Raw genomic sequence first — 21,481 nt, forward strand, 5'->3', positions numbered from 1 at the left:
GCGCGATGACCGCGCCGCGCCTGGCCCGCCGGCTCGAGCACATCGAGCCGTTTTACGTGATGGAGCTGGCCAAGGTCGCGGCGCGCATGGCCGCGTCGCCGGCCTGCGACCCTGCCCAGGGCGGCGAGCCGATGGTGTTCCTCAACATCGGCGAGCCCGACTTCACCGCCCCGCCGGCCGTCCTGGCCGCGGCCGCGGCAGCGATGGCCGGCGGCCACACGCAGTACACCCAGGCCACCGGGCTGCCGGCGCTGCGCGAGCGCATCGCCGCCTGGTACGGGCGGCATCATGGGGTGGCGGTGGCGCCCGAGCGCATCGTCGTCACGGCCGGGGCCTCGGCGGCGCTGCAGCTCGTGTGCCTGGCGCTCTTCGAGCCGGGCGACGAGGTGCTGATGCCCGACCCCAGCTACCCCTGCAACCGGCACTTCGTTGCCGCCACCGGCGCCACGCCGCGGCTCTTGCCGGCCGGGCCCGAAGCCCGCTTCCAGCCCGACGCCGCCGGCGTGCGCGCGGCCTGGACGCCCGCCACGCGCGGCGTGCTGCTGGCCAGCCCCGGCAACCCCACGGGCACCTCGATCGCGCCCGAGGAGATGGCGGCCATCGCCACCGAGGTGGCCGCACGCGGCGGCGTCACGCTGGTCGACGAGATCTACCTCGGCCTGAGCTACGACGCGCGCTACGGCCGCACGGCGCTGGCGCTGCAGGGCCCGGGCCTGGCGGACAGCGTCGTCAGCATCAACAGCTTCAGCAAGTACTTCGGCATGACGGGCTGGCGGCTGGGCTGGCTCGTGCTGCCCGAGGCGCTGGTGGCGCCGGTGGAGCGCCTCGCGCAGAACCTCTACATCTGCCCGAGCACGCTGGCCCAGCACGCGGCGCTGGCCTGCTTCGAGCCGGCCTCGCTGGCCGAATGCAAGCGGCGCCGCGGCGACTTCCGCCGCCGCCGCGACCACGTCGTGCCAGCGCTCGAGGCGCTGGGCCTGCCGGTGCCAGTGGTGCCCGACGGCGCGTTCTACGCCTGGTTCGATTGTTCGCGTCACAGCGCGAGCAGCTGGGCGTTCTGCCAGCACCTGATGGAGAGCGCGCACGTTGCGCTCACACCCGGGCGCGACTTCGGCCCGCACGCCGCCGAGCGTTACGTTCGGCTGTCGTTCGCCAGCAGCCTGGCGCAGCTCGACACCGCCTTGGCCCGCCTGGCGCGCGAACTGCGATGACGCCTTCGAGTGCCGGCGCCGGGCGTGTGCTGTTCCGCTGGCCCGTGCGGGTCTACTGGGAGGACACCGACGCCGGCGGCATCGTCTTCTACGCCAACTACCTGAGGTTCTTCGAGCGCGCCCGCACCGAATGGCTGCGCAGCCTGGGTGTGCATCAGCAGGCTCTGCGCGAGCGCGACGGCACGATCTTCGTGGTGGCCGACACCGCCGTGAGGTACCACGCCCCGGCCAGGCTCGACGACCTTGTCGACGTCACGGTGGCCGTGCTCACGCGCGGCAGCGCATCGCTGCGGCTGCGCCAGCAGGCCAGTCGCGGCGGGACGCTGCTGGCCGAAGGCGACCTCCGCATCGGTTGCGTGCATCACGGAACCTTGCGCCCCTGCCGCATTCCCAGCGCCATCCAGCTGGCCCTCGAAGACACCCCGCCTCTGCCGACCCCGCACCCATGAACAACGTCGATCTGTCCATCACCGCCCTCGTGATGCAGGCCAGCCTGGTGGTGCAGCTGGTGATGGCCGGCCTGCTGCTCACGTCGCTGGCCAGCTGGACCGTCATCTTCGACAAGCTGTTCGGGCTGAGGCGGGTGCGCAGCGTCAACGAGGAATTCGAGCGCGAGTTCTGGAGCGGGCGCAGCCTCACCGAGCTGAACACCGCCGTCAGCCAGAAGACCCACAGCGCGCCGATGGAGCGCATCTTCGCCAGCGGCATGCGCGAGTTCCTGAAGCTGCGCGAGAAGCGGCTGGATGCCGGCGCGCAGCTTGACGGCGCGCGCCGCGCCATGCGCGCGAGCTTCCAGCGCGAGCTCGACGTGGTCGAGAGCAACCTCAGCTTCCTGGCCAGCGTGGCCAGCGTGAGCCCGTACGTGGGCCTGTTCGGCACGGTGTGGGGGATCATGCACGCCTTCGTCGGCCTGTCGAACCTCCAGCAGGTGACATTGGCCAGCGTGGCCCCCGGCATCGCCGAGGCACTGGTGGCCACGGCCATCGGCCTGTTCGCGGCCATCCCCGCGGTGGTGGCCTACAACCGCTTCGCGCGCGACATCGACCGCATCGCCACGCAGATGGAGACCTTCATCGAGGAGTTCTCCAACATCCTGCAGCGCAATGCCGGCGGCGGCGCCACAGCCGCCGCGATGGCCGCGACGACGCAGATCCGCTGAACGGCGCACACGCCATGCCTGCCTTCGTCTCCCGCGGCACGCGAGGCCGGCGCGCGCTGAACGAGATCAACATGGTCCCGTTCATCGACGTCATGCTGGTGCTGCTGATCATCTTCATGGTGACGGCACCGCTGATCACCACCGGCGTCGTCGACCTGCCCAGCGTCGGCAAGAGCCAGCAACGGCCGCCCGCGGTGATCGAGATCGTCGTCGGCAGCGACGAGCGGCTGCGCATCAAGGTCAACGGCGCGGCCGAGCCGGTGGCAGTGCCGCTGGCGCAACTGGCGGCGCGCGTTCGGAGCAGCCAGTTGGCGGCCGACAGCGCCGCGGCAGCCGAGGTGCCGGTGGTCATCAGTGCCGACCGCAACGTGCGCTACGAAAGCGTCGTGCGCGTAATGGACACCTTGCAGCGTGCCGGAGTCCGCCGCGTCGGTCTTTCGGTCAAGCAGGCGGGTTGAGCGCCTGTGCCACCATGAACAGCGCCAGCGACCCGCATCCTCGCAGGCGCTGAGCGGACAGATGGACCCGCGATGACCCTGGCCCCGATGCCCTCTTCGGTGCTGCCTCCCCAGCCGCACGGTGGCCTGGGCGGGGGAGCGGCGCTGGCGCTCGCCGTGCACACGGCGCTGGTGGCGGCGCTGACGATCGGCGTCGACTGGCGGGCCCACACGCCGGAGCCGGTGGCGGCCGAGCTGTGGGCCGCCGTGCCCGAGCTGGCCGCGCCGCCGATCGTCGCACCCCCGGCTCCCGCGCCGCCCCCCAAGCCGACGACACCCCCGGCGGCGACGACCCCTTCACCGGACATCGCGCTCGGGCGCGAGCGCGAGCGCAGGCGCGCCGAGGCCGAACGTCGCGCGCAACGCGAGGCCGAACGTCGCGCAGAGAGCGAGGCCGAGGCGCAGCGCCGTGCCGCCGAGGCCCGGGCGCGCGCCGAGGCCAAGGCCGCCGAAGAGCGGATGGCGCGCCAGCGCGAGGAGAACCTGCGCCGCATGCTCGGCCAAGCCAACGCCACGGCAGGCGCCGGCAGCGCCAGCAGCGCAGGCACCGCCGCGCAAGCCGGCGCGCCATCGGCGGCCTACCAGGGCCGCGTGAAGGCGGCGATCCTGCCCAACATCGTCTACACCGGCCATGCGCCGGCGCGAGCCGTGGCCGAGGTCGAGGTCAACCTGGCGCCCGGGGGCACCGTCATCTCACGCCGGCTCGTCAAGCGCAGCGGCCACCCCGACTGGGACGAGGCCGTGCTGCGCGCCGTCGACCGCACGCCGCGCCTGCCCGTCGACAGCGACGGGCGCGTACCGCCCATGCTGCTGATCAGCTTCAGGCCGGACGACTGACCGCGTGGGCAGCCAGGCCGGCAACAGGTCCCAGCCGGTGAAGCCGCCAGGCCCCCGGCACCAGTCCTGTCATCGCCAGCTGGCCCCAGACCACGGCCGCGCGCCCGCGGCCGATGCGCAGCCAACGCAGTGAAGGCGAGTGCGACGTCACCGGCCGCAGCGGCGCCGCCGCCACGGCTTGGCGCAATTGGGTGGCCAGATCCACCACCGCCACCCCAGCGGCCGGTCCCGGCCCGAACACCGCCGGGTGCGCCGCCGTGTGCAGGTGGTCGGTCACCACCAGGGCGCCAGCGTCATCGAGCGCAAGGCCGCACTTGCTCAGCCAGGCGGGCGGCTGCGGCGGCGTGGCCAAGACAGCGGCGTCACAGGCCAGGCGGGCACCACTGGCCAGCACCGCGGCACCCGGTTGCAGCGCCCGGCAAGGCTCGTGAAACACGGCAATGCGAGCCCGGACCAGGGCCGAGGCCGCCGCGCGGCGCGCCGCCGCCGGCCACCCGGGCAGCAGGCCGTCGGGGCCGGCCACCCAGGCCATGCGCGCGCGCTCCGGCGGGCTGCCGCGGCCACCCCAGCCGCCCAGGCGCTCCGACAGCGCCAACGCCAGCTCCAGGGGCGGAACGCCGCCGCCGATCACGACGAGATCAAGCGGTTTTTCCTCGGCCAGTGCGAGGAGCGCACCGAACAAAACCACGAAGGATGCCGCCGGATGGAGCGCGATCGCAAGTTCGCGCGCGCCCGGCAGCGCGTCGCGGTCCACCTCGCCCGGCTCGTCGATCGACACCAGGTCGGCGTCGAAGACCCGGCCGTCCGACAGCGTCACCTGGCGAGACGCCGCATCGAAGCGCTCGACGCGGGCATGCACCCAAGTGGCGCCCGCCGCGGCGGCCAGGGCTGCGGTGTCGACGCGGCACTGGAGAACATCCCGGTGTGCGGCAACGAAGTCGGGCAGCAGTGCCGGCGGCACGGCCTGCGCATCGGGCGTGAGCAGCGCCACCTCGGCACTCGGCAGGGGGTGACGGGCGAAGGCCGCGAGCACCCGGAGATGCGCCGGCCCTGCGCCCAGCAGCAGCAGTCGGCGGGGCATCGGCCGCGAGTCTGCACCAAATCAGGCCGGCGCCCTGCCCGGTGACCCCGTGCCAAGGGATGAACGCAGCCCCTGGACGGGACGACCTCAGGTCGAGGCCAGCTTGAACCCAGCCATGGCTGCGACAAGGTCCTGAGCCTGCCGGCTCAGGCTCTCGGCCGCCGCGGCGCTTTGCTCGACCAGCGCGGCGTTCTGCTGCGTGGAACGGTCCATGGTCGACACGGCCTGGCTGATTTGAGCCACACCATCGCTCTGCTCGGTGTTGGCCTGGCTGATCGCACCGACCAGCGCGCTGAGCCGCCCGATCGACTGCACCACCTCGCCCATCGTGACCCCCGCCTCGTCGACCAGCGTCGTGCCGCGCTCCACGCGCTCGACACTGGTCGAGATCAGCGTCTTGATCTCGCGGGCAGCGTCGGCGCTGCGTTGCGCGAGGCTGCGCACTTCGCTGGCCACGACGGCGAACCCACGGCCCTGCTCCCCGGCGCGGGCCGCCTCCACGGCCGCGTTCAAGGCGAGGATGTTGGTCTGGAACGCGATGCTGTCGATCGTGCCGAGGATGTCGGCGATGCGGCGCGAGCTCTCGGTGATGCCTTGCATGGTCTCCACGACCTGGCCCACCGCCTGACCACCACGGCTGGCCACGTCGCTGGCTTCACGGGCCAGGCCGGCGGCCACGCGAGCGCTCTCGGCATTGCGGGTGACGGCGGATCCCAGCTGTTCCATCGATGCCGCCGTCTCCTGCAACGACGAGGCCTGCTGTTCGGTGCGGTTGCTGAGATCAGTGTTCCCGTGCGCGATCTGGTGACTGGCCGAAGCGACGGTGTCGGCCCCCAGGCGGACCTGGTGGACCGTCACGCTGAGCTTGCGCGCCATCATCGCCAGCGAGTCCATCACGCTGCCGCGCTGGTGCTGGGCGTGGAGCAGCGGCTGGTCGAGCCGGCCATCCGCCACACCATGCACGACCTGCACGACCACGGCGGGTTCCGCACCGAGCCGCGCCTTCAGCCAACGCATGATCCAGCCCAGGATCGCCACTGACATGACCGCCATGCCCAGGGCGGCAGCGGCCAGGGCCAGGAACCACATGCGAGCACGGCCTCCGGCCTCGGTCACTTCCAGCCGCGTGCGCTCGTCGAGCATGACGAGGAACTCGTCGACGGGCTTCATGATCTTCGCCTTGTACTGGTGGTAGGCGAGGTTGTGCATCATTTCCGCCGCCATCGCCCGATCGGGCTCGACCTTGACCGTGAACTGCCCTTTGTCATCGGCACCGAGGCCCTTGACCAGGTTCATCGCGATCGTCTCGGTCTTGACCAGGTCGTCCGAGTTGCCCGCGGCATCGCGCAGCTTGGCGAACTCCGCATCCGTGAAGCCGGCGTCCTTCATCATTTCGAGAAGAGGCTTGGTCGTCGTTGGCCCGAGCTTGCCCGGCAGCTGCCCGGCGGCCAGGAAGTCCCAATAGATCTGCTCGTAACCCGGCGGGCGAGGCTTCTTGCCGTTTCGGATGTCCAGCACCTCGAAGTACTGGGCCTCCCACTTGGGGTCACCGGTGACGACATAGGTCCGTGCGAGCCGCGTCAGGTCATCGGAGCTCTGCCGAAGCTCGTCGGCCAGCTGCAGCGACAAGGTGCGGCGGGACTCGGCTTCCGTCGACTCGGCAGCCGCCGCGTTCATGCGCCAGACTGCCAACAAGACCACCAGCAGACAGGTGGCCATCAATCCGATGGCGATGGCGAAGATGTTGCGTATGCTGTTCATGGCTCAACTCGTTGTCGCTGTGGACGGCCGGGCCGCTCGCGCGAGCGGTCACCTCCGGATTCCTGAAGGCAGCTCTAGGAGCGTGGGCGGCAGAAATCCAGCCCCGCGTTGGGCCGACTTCGGGGCCCAGGCCAGGCGCCGCGCGCAGCCCGGGCTGTGCGCCCGGGCCAGCGTGGCAACGCCGCAAGGGCCCCGAAATCGGCCCAACCCGAAGGGCCGGGGCGGCCAAAGCCGCTGGCGGGTGTTGCGCCGCTGGCGCGGGCTTCAAGCCCGCGCTGCACGACGCGCCTACGCCAGTGGCTTTGGCCGCCCCGGCGCGGGGCTGGATTTCTGCCGCCCATGCTCCTAGCCGCTTCAGTCGTTGATCAGGCCCATGTCGGCGCCGCTCATGAGCCCCTCGATGTCCATCAGGATCAGCATGCGCTCGGCGTCCTTGCCACCGTCGCCGGCGCCGGCAGCCTTCACGGCGCCGATGCCGGTGATGTAGCTGGCGTCGACCGATGAGTTCAGCTCAGGCGCGGGCTTGATCTGCTCCTTGGTGAGCTCGAGCACGTCGGACACCGAGTCGACCACGGCCCCGACGACGCGGCCCTTGACGTTGAGCACGACGACAACGGTGAAGGTGTTGTACTCCACCGTTTCGCAGCCGAGCTTCACCCGCAGGTCGATGATCGGCACGATCACCCCACGCAGGTTGACCACGCCCTTGATGAAGGCCGGCGCGTTGGCGATGCGCGTGGGTTGCTCATAGGAGCGAATCTCCTGCACGCGCAGGATGTCGATGCCGTACTCCTCGGCGCCGAGCCTGAAGGTGAGGAACTCACCACCCTGTGCGGTGGGTGGCGCACCCGTGACGGCGGCAACCGCGGCGCGGGCGGCTTCGTGGCGGGCAACGTGGCTGGCTTCGGCGATCATGTCCATGGCTTCCTCGTGGATCGGATGTTGCGGCTTGTTGGGGGTATCGACCGTGCGCGCCGCAGCTTGAGCCTGCGGTGCGGACAGGTCATCGGCGTCAGAAGGTTTCCCAGTCGTCGTCGTGGGCGTTGGTGGCAGGGGCCGGCGACGGCACCTGCGCCGCTGCGGAGGCGGGCGGAGCCGCCGTGGCCGCGGCCGGCGCCTGGGCTGCCGTCCGGGCGCGGTCCAGCACCTTGGCGGTCAACACCTTGGGCGATGCACCCGCAGGCTTGTCGCCGGCCGCCATGGCGGCGGTACCCGGGGTCTTGGCCCTCGTCGGTACCGGCGCGGCGACCGGCGCCGCAAGCGGGGCGACGGGTGTCTTCAGGCCCGCGGGCGACGAAGCGGCCACGGCCGCCACCTTGAACCGGACCATCGTCTGGGTCAGCCGGCGGCTTTGCTCGGCCATGCTTCGCGCGGCGGCGGCACTCTCTTCCACCAGCGCAGCGTTCTGTTGCGTCATCTGGTCCAGCTGGGCCACGGCCTCGTTGACCTGGCGCAGGCCACCGCTCTGTTCAGTGGTGGCGGCGCTGATCTCGCCGATCACGTCAGTGACACGCTTGACGCCGGAGACAATCTCCTCCATCGCGCCGCCGGCCTCGCCGACCAGGCGCGTGCCGGTCTCCACCTTCTCGACGCTGGCGCCGATCAGGCTCTTGATCTCGCGCGCGGCCTCGGCGCTCCGCTGTGCCAGCGTGCGGACCTCGCCGGCCACCACGGCAAAGCCCCGGCCCTGCTCACCGGCCCGGGCGGCTTCCACGGCGGCGTTCAGCGCCAGGATGTTGGTCTGGAAGGCGATGCCGTCGATCGTGCCGATGATGTCGGCAATGCGGCGGCTCGCCGTCTGGATGTCGTTCATCGTGCTGACGACCTGCGACACAACCTTGCCACCGCGCTGCGCGGCCATGCTCGCCGATGCCGCCAATTGGTTGGCGGTGCGCGCGCTGTCGGCGGTCTGGCCGACGGTCCCGGTGATCTCCTCGAGGTTGCTCGCCGCCCGCTGCAGGTTGCTGGCCGTCTGCTCGGTGCGGGTCGAGAGGTCCTGGTTTCCGGTGGCGATCTGTGCGCTGGCCGTGGCGATGCTCTCTGAGCTGGCGCGCACCTCGCCCACCAGCGAGCCCAACGACTGCTGCATGCGCGAGAGGGCCCCTTGCAGATCAGCCACCTCGTCGCCGCCCTCGATCGCGACGGTCACCGACATGTCGCCGCCAGCCATGCGGTCCGCAGCCGCCATGGTGGCCGACAGAGGGACCGTCACCGACCGCGTGATCAGCCAGGCGGCCCCGGCCCCCAAGGCCACGGCCAGCAGGGTACACGTTCCGAGCAGCAGCAGAGACTGCCGCGTGTGCTGCGCCTGTGCGGCAAGCGCATCGGTTGCGATGGTGTCGATGAGCTTGGCCAGTCCGTCGATGGCGGCCATGTACTGCTGCGACTGCGGCAGCAGCTTCTCGTTCACAATGCGCTGAGTGGCCAACGGATCCGCCGCGGTTGCCTGGAAGGCCTCCTCCCGCGTGGTCGTGTACACCCGGCGCAACTCCACCGCCCGGGCCAGCAGTGCCTGGGATTCCGCATTCGGCTTGGCCTCGTCGAGCGCCTTCAGCCGCTGGGTGATGCGCAGGCTGATGGCCTTGATCCGCGGATCGATGAAGTCCTGCAGATCCGTGACACCGCCGCTGGCTACCAGGGCGAGCGATAGACTGCCCTCGAGCTCGATGTCGGCCCGCAGCTGATTGACCTCGCGTGCCTGGCTCTGCAGAAGACGCAACTCGTCGCTGCCCTGCCGCAACTCCAGCAGCCGCGAGCCGGCCAGGAGGGCTGTCAACACGATGAGCAGCACGACGCCGCCGAATGCAAGGCCCAGGCGTTGGCCGATCTTCAGGTGATTGATCTTCATCGACGGGTTCGTGGGAGCCTGGAGTCAGGCCATGTCTGGCAGCCGGAAGGCCGCCACGGTCTCGGTGAGCCTGTGGGCCTCGGTCCGCATCTGCCCGGCCGCGGCGGTGCTCTGTTCCACCAAAGCCGCGTTCTGCTGCGTCATGCGGTCAAGCCGGGTCACGGCGCCCGTGACCTCGCCGATGCCGGCGCTCTGCTCGGCGGCACTGGCACTGATCTCGCCGACGATGGCCGTCACGCGCCGCACGCTCTCCACGATGAGGCTCATCGTCTCACCGGCCTCACCGACCTGGCGTGCGCCGTGCTCGACCTTCTCGACGCTGGCGCCGATGAGTGTCTTGATTTCGCGCGCGGCAGCGGCCGAGCGCTGCGCCAGCGCACGCACCTCGCCGGCCACCACGGCGAAGCCGCGGCCCAGCTCGCCGGCCCGTGCGGCCTCGACCGCCGCGTTCAGCGCCAGGATGTTGGTCTGGAAGGCGATGCCGTCGATCGTGCCCACGATGTCGGCGATGCGATGGCTGCTGCGGTTGATCTCGTCCATGGTCTTCACGACCACGGCCACGACCTCGCCGCCGCGGCCTGCGACGCCCGCCGCCGTCAGTGCCAGCTCGCGCGCCTGCTCGGCAGACCCGGCGTTGCTCTGCACCGTGCCGGTCAGCTGCTGCATCGAGCCGGCAGTCTGCTGCAGCGAGCCCGCGGTCTGCTCGGTGCGCGCGGACAGGTCGGCGTTGCCCTTGGCCACCTCGCCACTGGCGGCGTGAATGCTCCGCGCGGCGCCATGCACGCGGCCCACGATCTGGCGCAGGCTGTCCTGCATGCGCGAAAGCGAGCACAGCAGCTGCGAAGCCTCATCGCGGCCGTCGACGCGGATCGGGCTTGTCAGGTCACCCTCGGCGATGGCCGAGGCCACCCGCGCTGCGTAGCTGATCGGGCTGGTGATCGACGCGGAGTTCAGCAGAGTCACCGGCACCACCACCACGACCACGGCACCCAGCGTGAGGCAATAAGCCGCCAGGATGCCGATCATGGCCCGATCGAACTCGAGCTGCGTCCGCGCCACTTCGTCGGTGACGAGCCTGGCGATCTGGTCGACCTTGACCGTGGCCTCCGTGTACGACTCCTTGGCGCGGGCGAGCATGCGGTCAGCCACGCGCGCGCGGTCGTAGCCTCCGTTCTGGATGTTGTCCAGAACAGGCTGGCTGCGATGTTCGTACTCCTGCAGCTGCTTGACGGCGGCAAGGGCAAGCGCATTGTCGGCGTCCTCTCCGCCCTCGGTCATGCTCTGCAGCGCCTGGCGTGCGGCCTCGAGGTGGGCCCTCCAGGCCTGGCGGTGCTTGAGCACGGCCACGCCGTCCTCATAGTCGATGACCATGCTTTTCTCGAGAACCAGCACGCGGGCGAGCTCGTCGTTCACCACGGCCAGCGTGGCCTTCTCGTGGAGCGAGTGCTCCATGAACTCGGTGTTCAGCGTCTTCAGGCGGAGACCGCCGGCCAGCCCGACGAGGCCGACCACCGCGAACAGGGCCAGAACCGCGGCGATGGCGCCGCGCATGCGCGTGCGGATGGAATAACGCCTGAGCAGCGCGGCGGGGGTGGCGATCATGCGGTGTTCCCGGGTACCGGGCTTCACTGGCGCGCGCGCCGGATCAGCGCACCGATGTCCAGGATCAACGCAACGCGGCCGTCGCCCATGATGGTGGCGCCTGAGACATCGTCGACCTTGCGGTAGTTGCTCTCAAGGTTCTTCACCACCACCTGCTGCTGTCCGAGCAGCTCGTCGACCAGCAGCGCGACGCGGCCGCCCTCGGCCTCGACGACGACCATGATGTTGGTGCTGCGGTCGAAGTCGAAACGCGGCACCTCGTAGACCTTCTCCAGGTCCAGCACCGGCATGTACTCGTCGCGCACCTCGACGACCCGGCCGGAGCCGCCGATCGTCTTGACCATGCCCGGCTGCACCTGGAACGACTCGACGACGCTGGACAATGGGAGGATGTAGACCTCCTCGCCGACGCCCACGCTCATGCCGTCCATGATGGCCAGCGTCAGCGGCAGGCGCACGCGCACGGCCATGCCGTAGCCCTCGGCGGAGTCGATCTCCACCGTACCGCCCAGGGCGGTGATGTTCTTCTTGACGACGTCCATGCCGACACCGCGACCCGACACGTCGGTCACCTGGTCTGCGGTGCTGAAGCCGGGCGCGAAGATGAGGTTGTAGACCTCGCCGTCGCTCATCGCGTCCGAGACCTCGAGGCCGCGCTCGCGGGCCTTCTTCAGCAGCCTGGCGCGGTTGAGGCCCTTGCCGTCGTCGCGCACCTCGATGACGATGCTGCCGCCCTGGTGGCTGGCGATCAGCGAGATCGTGCCGTGCTCGGGCTTGCCCTTGGACAGGCGCTCGGCCGGCAGCTCGATGCCGTGGTCGCAGCTGTTGCGCACGAGGTGCGTCAGCGGGTCTGTGATCTTCTCAACCAGGCCCTTGTCCAGCTCGGTGGCCTCGCCCACCTGCACGAGTTCGACCTTCTTGCCCAGCTTGCTCGCCAGGTCGCGCAGCATGCGCGGGAAGCGGTTGAACACCAGCGACATCGGGATCATGCGGATCGACATCACCGCTTCCTGCAGGTCGCGGGTGTTGCGCTCCAGGTCCGCCAGGCCGCTGCTGAGCTGCTGGTGCTGGCCGGAGTCCAGGCCCTTGCTGTTCTGGGCCAGCATGGCCTGGGTGATGACGAGCTCGCCCACCAGGTTGATCAGCTGGTCGACCTTCTCGACGCTGACGCGCAAGGTGCTGGACTCGGGCGAAGCGGCGACCTTGGCCTCCACCTTGGGAGCGACGGGCTTGGCCGCCGGGGCCTCCTTGCTGCCAGCGCCGACGGCCGACCGTGCTGAGGGGGCCGTGGTGTCCGGTGCGCCGGGCGCGTCGTCGAAGAAGCCGTAGCCGGGATCCCGGGCCGGCGTCTGAGCCGGTGCGCCGGGGGCTCCGTCGTGAAAGCCGTAGCCCTTGGTCAGCGGCATCAAGTGCACATGCTCGCGTGCGACATGGAAGCCGAAGAGGTCGATGAGATCGTTGTCGGAGCTGCTGGTGACCACCTTGAAGCGTCGCAGCCCATCGGCGTCGCGGCCGGCATCCAGCGGCTCGATGGTCCCGAGGTTGGTGATCTCCTTGAAGAGGTCGACCAGGTTGTCGGCCACCGAGGGATCGGGCAAGGGGCCCACGCGCAACTCCAGTGCTCGCGCACCGTCTGGTGCGGCAGGCTCGGGTGCCACGGCTTGCACAGGCGCGATCGTTTCCGCTTGCGCAGGGGCGAGCGGCTGCTGGGCCGACACCGCCGCGGGCACTTCGCCGCCCTCGGCATGCGCGCGGATGGCGTTCAGCAGCTCGCCCGTCTCGACGGCGTCGCCGCCTCCGCCCTGATGGCGTCCCAGCTGGGCCTTCAGCGCGTCGCCGCTGGCCAGCAGAACGTCGACCATCGCAGGCGTGACCTGCAGCTCGTGGCGGCGCAGCTTGTCCAGCAGCGTCTCCATCTGGTGCGTCAGCTCGGCGACGTCGGAAAAGCCGAAGGTCGCGGCCCCGCCTTTGACGGAGTGCGCGCATCGGAAGATGGCGTTGAGCTGCTCCTCGTCGGGGCTGTCGATGTCAAGGTTCAGGAGCATCTGCTCCATGCTCTCCAGGTTCTCGCTGGCCTCCTCGAAAAAGACTTGGTAGAACTGGCTGAGGTCGATGCCGGCCGAGAGATGGCCGCCTTCGCTGGTCATGTCGCCCATCGCGGGACTCCTGGCAAGAGATTCGTCTAGGGGGTGCTCAGCGGATGACCTTGCCGATCACCTCGACCAGCTTGGCCGGGTCGAAGGGCTTCACCAGCCAGCCGGTGGCACCGGCGGCACGGCCCGCCTGCTTCATCTGGTCCGAGCTCTCAGTGGTCAGGATGAGGATGGGCGTGCTCTTGAACTTCGGGTTCTCACGCAGCTTCTTCGTCAGGTTGATGCCGTCCATGCGCGGCATGTTCTGGTCGGTGAGCACGAGGTTGAAGTCGCGGCTGTTGGCCTTTTCGAAGGCGTCCAGCCCATCGACGGCCTCGACGACGTTGAAGCCGGCGTTCTTCAGCGTGAACGAGACCATCTGGCGCATGGAGGCGCTGTCGTCAACGGCAAGGATCGAGTACATGGCGGGGCTCCGGGGAAATCTCTGAATGGGGTTGGCTTGGCGGGTGGCGCGGGCGGCGGGGTTCAGAAGAGCTCGACGCTGCCGGCGTCCACCTCGTCCTGCGTCACGGGGTTTGGGCGCAGGGGCATGGCCTCGACGAAGGCGCTGCCGTCTTCGTCGTCCTCGCCCATGGCCTCGGCAGCCAGCCGGTCGGCGCAGTTGCGCAGCCGGCGCGTGGTGTGCGCCACCAGCTGCGAGGCCATGTCCTGGAACTGCATCGCCGTGATTGCACCGGCCATGTGCTCCATGGCCTTGTGCAGCTGCGGTGCCTCGCCGGGCGGGGCGGCCGTGGGGCTGCCGACCGCGGCGTGGGCGTGCTGTTGCAGCAGGGTCCGCAACTCGCCGCTGGCACCATAGAAGTGCACCAGCAGCGAATCGCAGGCATCGCTGAGCAGGCGCTGCAGGCGTTCGAGGTCGTTCTGCGCCACCATCAGGTGGTCCTGCAGGTCAGCCGCAGCCAGCAGCGGCAATCCGCTGTCGCCGGGCGGTGCCGTCGGGGGCAAGCCGGCACCGGGGTGCGGTGGGCTGGAATCCTGGGCGAGCATCCGGTCTCCGTGGTGGTCAGCCCGCGCCCGACGTCGGCGCGCCGATGCGCACCGTCACCCGGGAGCGGGTGTTACAGGGCATTTTTCGGCACCGACCTGGCACACATTGAGGGAAAGACAGCAAAAATTCGCCGGCAAATCGTCTGCTGGGCTCGGCGCTGGCCGGCCGAAGACGAAGCCGGCGGCTGCTTTGCGATACTGGCCGCATGTCCACGCCCGTCCGGCTGCTGCACCTCGAAGACGCCGAGCTCGACCACGCCCTGGTGGTGGCTCATCTGCGGCGCGGGGGACTGTCGTTGCAGGAACGGCGGGTCGACACACCGAAGGAGTTCGCCCAGGCGCTGCGCAGTCCCTGGGATCTGGTCATCTCGGACTACCACCTCCCGGGCTTCTCGGGCCTGGACGCGTTGCGCCTGCTTCGCGCGCATGAAGCGCGCCACGGCACCGGGCCGGTGCCGTTCATCCTGGTGTCGGGCCAGATCGGCGAGGACACGGCGGTGGAAGCCATGCGCCACGGCGCCAGCGACTACCTGCTCAAGAACAACCTGTCGCGGCTGGTGATGGCCGCCGACAGCGCCTTGGCCGCCGCGGCCAGCCACCGCGCCCGGCAGCAGGCCGACCGCGAACTGGCCGAATCGCGCCGGCAGCTGTCGGCGCTGGCGCAGCACCTGCAGACCAGCGTCGAGGCCGAGCGCTCGGCGATTGCGCGCGAGATCCACGACGACGTCGGCGGCACCTTGACGGCACTGAAGTTCGAGCTCGACTGGATACGGCGCCACGCCGCCGAGCCGATCATCAAGCAGCGCGCCGCGTCGGCGCTGGAAACGGTGACGCACGCCATCGAGGCCAGCCAGCGCATCATGCAGAACCTGCGCCCGACCATCCTCGAGCAGGGCCTGGTGGCCGCGCTGCAGTGGCTGACGCAGCGTTTCGAGGCCCGCACCGGCATCGCGTGCCGGCTGCAACTGCCCGACGCCGCCTCAGGCCCCATGCCCAGCCTGCCGGCAGGTGTGCCGCTGGCGGCCTACCGCACGGTGCAGGAGGCACTCACCAACGTCGGCAAGCACGCCGCTGCCACGCAGGTGGTGGTCGACCTCGCGCTCACCGGCTGCGTGCTGTCGCTGGAGATTTCCGACAACGGCCGCGGCCTGGCCAGCGCCGACCTGGGCAAGGCCAGAAGCTTCGGCATCCGTGGCCTGCGAGAGCGTGCCGCCACGGTGGGTGGCTGGATCGATCTGTCCAGCGGGGCCGGCCACGGCACCAGCCTGATCCTGTCGGTGCCCCTGGATGGTGGCCTGCTGCCCCCTCGCCCACCGGCCGTTCTGGACTCCGAGGAAGCCGAGTGGACCACCTACTGAACGCGCCCGCATGATCGACGTCATTCTCTGCGACGACCACGCCCTCATCCGCCGCGGCATCCGCGACACGCTGTCGGACGCGCCCGACATCCAGGTTGTCGGCGAAGCCGCCGACTACGGCGAGTTGCGAGCGCTGATGCGCGAGCGCGTGGCCGCCCCCGGCAGCCGCAGCCAGGCGTGCGACGTTCTGGTGCTCGACATCAACCTGCCCGGCCGCAGCGGGCTCGACGCGCTGCACGTGCTCAAGGACGAAGGCTCGCCCGTCAAGGTGCTGGTGGTGAGCATGTACCCGGAGGATCAGTACGCCATCCGCGCGCTGCGCGCCGGGGCCTACGGCTACGTCAACAAGGGCGGCGACCCGCAGATCCTGGTGCAGGCCGTGCGCACCGTGGCGCAGGGCCGCAAGTATGTGACGCCCGAGATCGCGCAGATGCTGGTGGAGAGCCTCACCGCGCCCAGCAGCGAAGCCGCGGCACACACCAAGCTGTCCGACCGTGAGCTGCAGACGCTGTGCATGATCGCCAGCGGCAAGCGGCTGGCTGACATCGCCGCCGCGCTGATGCTGAGTCCCAAGACGGTGTCGGTGTACCGCGCGCGCGTGCTCGAGAAGCTGGCGCTGGCCAACAACGCGGAGCTTGCGGTCTACGCCATCCGCAACGGCCTGGTGGGCGAGTAGCGCCCGCCCTGGCCCGCCCCGAGCTCTGCCCATGTCGCTGGCGCGCAGCGCTGCGCTCGACGACCCAGTGGCCATCCGCCAGGCCGGTCGCGAGCTGCTGGCGCTGGCACTGATGGAGGCGCGCAACGCCCTGCTGGCGCTGCTGCCCGGGGACGCCGACGATGCCTTGCGCCGCCGCCTGCTGCAGGCCGGGGCCTGGCCGGAGTGGTGGATCTCGCGCCACGTGCAGCGCGCGCGCGGCGAGGCCTCCGACCCCGCGGCGCCGCGCCTGCCCGGCCTGGAGCCTCGGCTTGAGGCCTGGCTCGCGGGCACAGACCGCGTCACGCTCGACGAGCTGCGCGCCTATCTGTCCGCCACCCTGGAGCTCACGCTGGACCTGCTCGCCCGGACACCCGAGACGGACGCCGGCCTGCACTTGTTCCGGCAGGCGCTGCGCCACGAGGACCGCCTGGTGGAGGCCCTGCGCGAGACGCTGCGAGAAGGCGCCCCGCCGCCGCGGCCGGAGCGCGCGCCGCTGCGCGTGCCGGCGCGGCGCTGGGTGCTGGGCACGCCGGCCGTCGCGGGTTTCTTGCCCGAGGCAGAGCGGGGGCACGAGCACCTGGCCGTGCCGACGTTCGAGATCGATGCCCAGGCCGTGAGCTGGGCGCACTTTGCCGAGTTCGCCGACGACGGCGGCTACGACCGCGACGAGCTCTGGAGCGAGGCCGGCCGCCGCTGGCGCGACGCCACCGGCCGGCGCGCGCCCGCCTTCGTCGAACAGCTGGCCGGCGGCGTGGTGTTGCAGCGTGGGCTCGGCCCGCGGGTGCGGCTCGAGAAGGCGCCGCAGCAGCAGGCCGCCGCGCACGCCACGCGGCACGAGGCCGAGGCATGGTGCCGCTGGGCCGGCCGCCGCCTGCCCACGGCACCCGAGTGGACGCTGGCTGCGGCCACCCAGGCGCGGCTGGGCTTGGTCTGGGGCGACGTGCACGAGTGGGTGGCCGGCAGCGCGCGCTACCTCGGCGCCTTCGAGGGCACGCCAGCACCTGCCGGCGCACTCGACCTGCCGCAGCCCGGCCATGGCGTGCTGTGCGGCGCGAGCTGGGCCACGCCGCCGCGCTGGCGCCACCCCGGGGCACGGCGCTTCGCCGAGCCGGGCGACGACCGCGCCTGCAGCGGCTTCCGCTCGTGCGCGCGCTGAGCATCCAGGACCCCCGCCGCGGGATGACGGCCGCATCATCGGCATCCGGTTCCAGATCAGCAACGGCCCGGCCCGGACGATTTGCCGCCAGCCCCTTGGCCCGTCCCGGGGCGGTGGGGGGCCGGCGGCGCGTGGTCGGCCCGCCGGGCCACAACGGCGGGCTCCGGGCCTGCCGGCTCGTTACGATCGCGCCATGAGCTCCCCCCTGGCCGACCTCGGCCCGCTGCGCTTCGGCAGCGGCCACACGATGCGCCGCATCGAAGATCCCACGCTGCTGCGCGGCGAGGGCCGCTTCACCGACGACCTCACGCTGCCCGGCCAGTGCTGGGCGGCGTTCGTGCGCAGCCCGCATGCCCACGCGCGCATCGGCGCGATCGACACCGCCGCGGCACTGGCGCTGCCCGGCGTGATCGCGGTGCACACCGGCGCCGAGCTGGTGGCCGCGGGCGTCAGGCCGCTGGCCTTCCCGCCCAGCTTCAAGCGCGCCGACGGCAGCCCAGCCACGGCGCCGCCGCGGCGCGCGCTGGCGCACGAGGTGGTGCGCTTCGTGGGCGAGGCGGTGGCGCTGGTGGTGGCCGACTCGCCCGGGGCTGCGCGCGCCGCAGTAGACCTCGTCACCGTGGACTATGAGCCGCTGCCCGCCGTCGGCGACCTCGACGCCGCGCTGGCCGAAGGCGCGCCGCTGGTGTGGTCCGACGCACCGGGCAACCTGCTCGCCGAGGCCCGCCACGGCGACGCCGCCGCCACCGCTGCCGCCTTTGCGGCGGCCGCGCACGTGGTGGAGCTGGTGCTGGACAACCAGCGCCTCGCGCCCGCGGCCCTGGAGCCACGCAGCCTGAACGCCTGGCCGCAAGCCGATCGCCTCGAGCTGCGCGCCAGCAGCCAGATGCCCACCGGCCTGCGCGGCAGCCTCGTCGCCAGCATCCCCGGCCGCACCGTCGAGAACGTGCGCGTGACGGTGGGCGACGTCGGCGGCGGCTTCGGCATGAAGACCGGCGCCTACCCCGAGGACATCGCCGTCGCATGGGCGGCGCTCCAACTGGGCCGGCCACTCAAGTGGCAGGCCGAGCGGGTTGAGGAGTTCCTTGCCGCGGTGCAGGGCCGCGGCCAGCGCAGCACGGCCGCACTGGCGCTCGACGCCGACGGCCGCGTGCTGGCGCTGCGCATCTCCACACACGCCAACGTCGGCGGCTGCCCGGGCGGCAGCTCGGTGGCCATCCCGATGGTCATCGGCCCCTGGGTCAGCACCAGCGTGTACGACATCCGGTCGGTGGACATCCGCGTCACCGCCGTGCTCACGCACAACGCGCCCACCGGCGCCTACCGCGGCGCCGGGCGGCCCGAGGCCATCTACCTGATTGAACGGCTGATGGACGCCGCCGCGCGCCGCCTGGGCCTGGACGCCGCCGAACTGCGCCGCCGCAACCACGTGCGGCCGGCGCAGATGCCCTACGTCAACGCCATGGCGCAGCGCTACGACAGCGGCGACTTCGGCCGCATGATGGAGCAGGCGCTTGTGCTGGCCGGCTGGGACGGCTTCGAGGCGCGCCACGCCGAAAGCGCCGCGCGCGGGCGGCTTCGGGGCCGCGGCCTGGCGAGCTTTCTGGAGTGGACGGGGGGCAACGCGCTGGTGGAGTCGGTGCGCGTGGACCTCACGGGCGACGGTTACGTCGAGCTCACCAGCGCCACCATGCCCATGGGCCAGGGCATCGCCACCAGCTACGTGCAACTGGCGGTGGACGTGTTCGGGCTGCCGCCGGAGCGCATCCGCGTGATCCAGGGCGACACCGACCGCGCCAACGGCTTCGGCAGCGCCGGCAGCCGCAGCCTGTTCACCGGTGGTGGCGCCGTGCGCGTGGCCAGCGAGAAGACGCTGGACGAGGCGCGCCGCCTGGCGGCCGAGGCGCTGGAGGCGGCGGCGGCCGACCTCGAGTACACTGCGGGCCGCTTCACAGTGGCCGGCACCGACCTGGCCGTCACGCTGGCCGACATCGCCGCGCGCCAGGACGGCGGCCGGCTCGTCGTCAGCGGCGAGGCCACGGCCGGCGGGCCGAGCTGGCCCAACGGCTGCCACATTGCCGAGGTCGAGGTCGATCCCGCCACCGGCGAGGTCGAACTCGTGGCCTACGCCTCCGTCAACGACATCGGCCGCATCGTCAGCCCGCAGATCGTGCAGGGCCAGGTCGAGGGCGGTGCGGTGCAGGGCATCGGCCAGGCCTTGGGCGAGGGCATGGTCTACGACCGCGACACCGGGCAGCTGCTCACCGCCAGCCTGATGGACTACGCACTGCCGCGCGTGGACGGCTTCCGCGCCTTCGCCACGCGCTTCGACGAGAGCGTGCCCTGCCAAACCAACGTGCTCGGCGCCAAGGGCGTGGGCGAGCTCGGCACCATCGGCGCGACACCGGCTGTGGTGAACGCGGTGGTGGACGCGCTGGCGAACGCGCCCGGCATGGCGGGCCGCGCCGAGGCCGCCGAGCGACTGCAGATGCCGCTGAAGAGCGAGAAGATCTGGCGCGCACTGCAGCGGCCCTGAACACCACCCCTGAACGCCCCCGGGCGCCCCGAGGCGGGGCTCAGAGCCTGCGCCGACATGAACCGCGCCCGTGTTGACCCCCCAAAGGGCCGCTCAACCCAAGTCCGGCAGTTGCCCCGTCAACGCCAGCCTCGGCGGCCCGATCGGGTGCATAGCCCGCTCACCCGACGGGTGTGCTCGGTCGTGGCCACAAGTGCTTGATTCCAAATCCGGTGCCCGCATGGGATACCAGGCCGCCGCGCGCCACGCGATGGGCTGAACGGCCTGTCCTGGCGGACCGATTTCCGACCCCTCAGCCCCGCATCTGCTGCGGCAGCGCCGTCACCAGCCCCGGGAAGGCCCAGATCAGCGCCACGGCCGCAATCATCAGAAGGAAAAACGGGAACGCCGCCTTTGCGACCCAGCCGATGTCGCGCCCGGTCATGCCTTGCAGCACAAAAAGGTTGAAGCCGACGGGCGGCGTGATCTGCGCCATCTCGACCACCAGCACGATGAAGATGCCGAACCACAGCGGGTCGATGCCGGCGGCGGTGACGATGGGCATGATCACGCCCATGGTCAGCACCACCATGCTGATGCCGTCGAGGAAACAGCCGAGCACGATGTAGAAGGCCATCAGCGCCAGCAGCAGCTGCCAGGGCTCGAGGCCCAGGCCGCCGATCCACTCCGCCAGGTGGCGCGGCAGGCCGATGTAGCCCATGCTCAGCGTCAGGAAGGCCGCGCCGGCCAGGATGAGCGCGATCATGCAGAAAAGGCGCGTGCCGCCGAAAAGGCTGTCCTTGAAGCTCTGCCAGGTGAGCGAGCCCTGCGCCGCGCTGACGACGAGCGCGCCCACCACGCCCACGGCCGCGGCCTCGGTGGGCGTGGCGATGCCGCCGTAGATGCTGCCCAGCACGGCCGCGATCAGCAGCACCACCGGGATCAGGTGGCGCGACTCGGCCAGCTTGGCGCGCAGTGGCAGCGGCGCGTCGGCCGGCGGCACCAGTCCCGGGTTGCGCAGCGCCCACACCACGAGGTAGCCCGAGAACAGCAGCGCCAGCAGCATGCCCGGCACCACGCCGGCAATGAACAGCTGCGCGATCGACACGTCGGCCGCCACGCCGTAGACGATCATGATGATCGACGGCGGGATCAGCAGGCCCAGCGTGCCTGCGCCGGCCAGCGAGCCGATGCTGATGCCGTCGGGGTAGCCGCGGCGGGCCAGCTCGGGCAGGCTCATCTTGCCGATGGTGGCGCAGGTGGCGGCGCTGCTGCCCGACACCGCCGCGAAGATGGTGCAGCCCACGACGTTGACGTGCAGCAGCCGCCCCGGCAGGGCCTGCATCCAGGGCGCGAGGCCGCGGAACATGTCGGAGCTCAGCCGCGTGCGGAACAGGATCTCGCCCATCCACACGAACAGGGGCAGCGCGGTCAGCGTCCAGCTGCTGGCGCTGCCCCAGATGGCCACAGCCATGGCGTCGCCGGCCGGCCGGCTGGTGAACAGCTGCATGCCGATCCAGGCCACCCCGGTGAGCGTCAGGCCGATCCAGACCCCGCTGGCCAGGATGGCCAACAGCGCCGCCACCAGCAGCACCATGATGCCGACGTCGCTCATGGCG

General features: G+C 71.1%; 18 protein-coding genes. 9 read left to right on the forward strand and 9 right to left on the reverse strand.

The annotated features are described in order from the left end of the window. Positions 1 to 5: 5 nt before the first annotated feature. The 5 genes from KA711_00645 to tolA all read left to right on the forward strand — a co-directional run bounded on the left by KA711_00645 (position 6) and on the right by tolA (position 3,704). The gene (locus KA711_00645; protein ID MCM0607493.1) at positions 6 to 1,211 is read left to right on the forward strand and encodes a pyridoxal phosphate-dependent aminotransferase; all 1,206 of its coding nucleotides are present in this window, start codon (positions 6 to 8) and stop codon (positions 1,209 to 1,211) included. Then, positions 1,208 to 1,660, forward strand: coding sequence for a tol-pal system-associated acyl-CoA thioesterase (ybgC, locus tag KA711_00650; protein ID MCM0607494.1), 453 nt, complete (start codon positions 1,208 to 1,210; stop codon positions 1,658 to 1,660). The genes KA711_00645 and ybgC overlap by 4 nt, the downstream gene beginning before the upstream one ends. After that, positions 1,657 to 2,370, forward strand: a complete 714-nt coding sequence (tolQ, locus tag KA711_00655; GenBank protein ID MCM0607495.1) for a protein TolQ — start codon at positions 1,657 to 1,659, stop codon at positions 2,368 to 2,370. The genes ybgC and tolQ overlap by 4 nt, the downstream gene beginning before the upstream one ends. A gap of 14 nt (positions 2,371 to 2,384) precedes the next feature. Beyond that, positions 2,385 to 2,828 carry an ExbD/TolR family protein gene (locus KA711_00660; GenBank protein ID MCM0607496.1) on the forward strand — a complete coding sequence of 148 codons (444 nt, stop codon included), beginning with the start codon at positions 2,385 to 2,387 and terminating at the stop codon, positions 2,826 to 2,828. 87 nt (positions 2,829 to 2,915) lie between these two features. After that, positions 2,916 to 3,704 (forward strand): cell envelope integrity protein TolA, encoded by a 789-nt coding sequence (gene tolA, locus KA711_00665; protein ID MCM0607497.1) that lies wholly within the window; start codon positions 2,916 to 2,918, stop codon positions 3,702 to 3,704. Here the strand turns inward: tolA and KA711_00670 are convergent. From KA711_00670 to KA711_00705, 8 genes are all read right to left on the reverse strand, one after another. Then, positions 3,688 to 4,785, reverse strand: coding sequence for an FAD-dependent oxidoreductase (locus tag KA711_00670; GenBank protein MCM0607498.1), 1,098 nt, complete (start codon positions 4,783 to 4,785; stop codon positions 3,688 to 3,690). The genes tolA and KA711_00670 overlap by 17 nt on opposite strands. Before the next feature lie 87 nt (positions 4,786 to 4,872). Further along, the gene (locus KA711_00675) at positions 4,873 to 6,462 is read right to left on the reverse strand and encodes a methyl-accepting chemotaxis protein (GenBank protein MCM0607499.1); all 1,590 of its coding nucleotides are present in this window, start codon (positions 6,460 to 6,462) and stop codon (positions 4,873 to 4,875) included. A 438-nt stretch (positions 6,463 to 6,900) separates the two neighbouring features. Next, positions 6,901 to 7,467: a chemotaxis protein CheW gene (locus KA711_00680; protein ID MCM0607500.1), complete on the reverse strand. Its 567-nt coding sequence runs from the start codon at positions 7,465 to 7,467 to the stop codon at positions 6,901 to 6,903. A gap of 91 nt (positions 7,468 to 7,558) precedes the next feature. Further along, positions 7,559 to 9,394, reverse strand: a complete 1,836-nt coding sequence (locus KA711_00685) for a HAMP domain-containing protein (GenBank protein MCM0607501.1) — start codon at positions 9,392 to 9,394, stop codon at positions 7,559 to 7,561. A gap of 24 nt (positions 9,395 to 9,418) precedes the next feature. After that, a complete protein-coding gene (locus tag KA711_00690) occupies positions 9,419 to 10,996 on the reverse strand; it encodes a HAMP domain-containing protein (protein MCM0607502.1) in 1,578 nt (525 codons plus the stop codon). 23 nt (positions 10,997 to 11,019) lie between these two features. After that, entirely contained in the window at positions 11,020 to 13,152 is a 2,133-nt protein-coding gene (locus KA711_00695) for a chemotaxis protein CheW (protein MCM0607503.1), read from the reverse strand. Between the two features lie 37 nt (positions 13,153 to 13,189). Beyond that, the gene (locus KA711_00700; protein MCM0607504.1) at positions 13,190 to 13,552 is read right to left on the reverse strand and encodes a response regulator; all 363 of its coding nucleotides are present in this window, start codon (positions 13,550 to 13,552) and stop codon (positions 13,190 to 13,192) included. 62 nt (positions 13,553 to 13,614) lie between these two features. Then, a complete protein-coding gene (locus KA711_00705; GenBank protein MCM0607505.1) occupies positions 13,615 to 14,094 on the reverse strand; it encodes a hypothetical protein in 480 nt (159 codons plus the stop codon). Between the two features lie 248 nt (positions 14,095 to 14,342). Between KA711_00705 and KA711_00710 the strand changes: the two genes are divergently transcribed. The 4 genes from KA711_00710 to KA711_00725 all read left to right on the forward strand — a co-directional run bounded on the left by KA711_00710 (position 14,343) and on the right by KA711_00725 (position 19,883). Next, entirely contained in the window at positions 14,343 to 15,494 is a 1,152-nt protein-coding gene (locus tag KA711_00710) for a response regulator (protein ID MCM0607506.1), read from the forward strand. 10 nt (positions 15,495 to 15,504) lie between these two features. Continuing rightward, positions 15,505 to 16,170 carry a response regulator transcription factor gene (locus tag KA711_00715; protein MCM0607507.1) on the forward strand — a complete coding sequence of 222 codons (666 nt, stop codon included), beginning with the start codon at positions 15,505 to 15,507 and terminating at the stop codon, positions 16,168 to 16,170. Positions 16,171 to 16,201: 31 nt separating this feature from the next. After that, positions 16,202 to 17,347 (forward strand): SUMF1/EgtB/PvdO family nonheme iron enzyme, encoded by a 1,146-nt coding sequence (locus KA711_00720; GenBank protein ID MCM0607508.1) that lies wholly within the window; start codon positions 16,202 to 16,204, stop codon positions 17,345 to 17,347. Positions 17,348 to 17,540: 193 nt separating this feature from the next. Next, the gene (locus KA711_00725; protein ID MCM0607509.1) at positions 17,541 to 19,883 is read left to right on the forward strand and encodes a xanthine dehydrogenase family protein molybdopterin-binding subunit; all 2,343 of its coding nucleotides are present in this window, start codon (positions 17,541 to 17,543) and stop codon (positions 19,881 to 19,883) included. A 292-nt stretch (positions 19,884 to 20,175) separates the two neighbouring features. On the opposite strand, the gene KA711_00730 is transcribed toward KA711_00725, so the two are convergent. Further along, entirely contained in the window at positions 20,176 to 21,477 is a 1,302-nt protein-coding gene (locus KA711_00730) for a TRAP transporter large permease subunit (GenBank protein MCM0607510.1), read from the reverse strand. Positions 21,478 to 21,481 lie beyond the last annotated feature (4 nt).

The sequence above is a fragment of the Ideonella sp. WA131b genome (assembly GCA_023657425.1).
GTDB lineage: Bacteria > Pseudomonadota > Gammaproteobacteria > Burkholderiales > Burkholderiaceae_C > Rubrivivax.

Excerpts from the sequence above, each read along its gene's own strand:
- KA711_00685 (MCM0607501.1), bottom strand. The coding sequence starts at position 9,394 with ATGAAGATCAATCACCTGAAGATCGGCCAACGCCTGGGCCTTGCATTC.
- KA711_00710 (MCM0607506.1), top strand. The coding sequence starts at position 14,343 with ATGTCCACGCCCGTCCGGCTGCTGCACCTCGAAGACGCCGAGCTCGAC.
- KA711_00675 (MCM0607499.1), bottom strand. The coding sequence starts at position 6,462 with ATGAACGCGGCGGCTGCCGAGTCGACGGAAGCCGAGTCCCGCCGCACC.
- KA711_00670 (MCM0607498.1), bottom strand. The coding sequence starts at position 4,785 with ATGCCCCGCCGACTGCTGCTGCTGGGCGCAGGGCCGGCGCATCTCCGG.
- KA711_00715 (MCM0607507.1), top strand. The coding sequence starts at position 15,505 with ATGATCGACGTCATTCTCTGCGACGACCACGCCCTCATCCGCCGCGGC.
- KA711_00720 (MCM0607508.1), top strand. The coding sequence starts at position 16,202 with ATGTCGCTGGCGCGCAGCGCTGCGCTCGACGACCCAGTGGCCATCCGC.
- ybgC (MCM0607494.1), top strand. The coding sequence starts at position 1,208 with ATGACGCCTTCGAGTGCCGGCGCCGGGCGTGTGCTGTTCCGCTGGCCC.
- KA711_00725 (MCM0607509.1), top strand. The coding sequence starts at position 17,541 with ATGAGCTCCCCCCTGGCCGACCTCGGCCCGCTGCGCTTCGGCAGCGGC.
- KA711_00695 (MCM0607503.1), bottom strand. The coding sequence starts at position 13,152 with ATGGGCGACATGACCAGCGAAGGCGGCCATCTCTCGGCCGGCATCGAC.
- tolA (MCM0607497.1), top strand. The coding sequence starts at position 2,916 with ATGCCCTCTTCGGTGCTGCCTCCCCAGCCGCACGGTGGCCTGGGCGGG.
- KA711_00680 (MCM0607500.1), bottom strand. The coding sequence starts at position 7,467 with ATGGACATGATCGCCGAAGCCAGCCACGTTGCCCGCCACGAAGCCGCC.
- KA711_00660 (MCM0607496.1), top strand. The coding sequence starts at position 2,385 with ATGCCTGCCTTCGTCTCCCGCGGCACGCGAGGCCGGCGCGCGCTGAAC.
- KA711_00700 (MCM0607504.1), bottom strand. The coding sequence starts at position 13,552 with ATGTACTCGATCCTTGCCGTTGACGACAGCGCCTCCATGCGCCAGATG.
- KA711_00730 (MCM0607510.1), bottom strand. The coding sequence starts at position 21,477 with ATGAGCGACGTCGGCATCATGGTGCTGCTGGTGGCGGCGCTGTTGGCC.
- KA711_00690 (MCM0607502.1), bottom strand. The coding sequence starts at position 10,996 with ATGATCGCCACCCCCGCCGCGCTGCTCAGGCGTTATTCCATCCGCACG.
- KA711_00645 (MCM0607493.1), top strand. The coding sequence starts at position 6 with ATGACCGCGCCGCGCCTGGCCCGCCGGCTCGAGCACATCGAGCCGTTT.
- tolQ (MCM0607495.1), top strand. The coding sequence starts at position 1,657 with ATGAACAACGTCGATCTGTCCATCACCGCCCTCGTGATGCAGGCCAGC.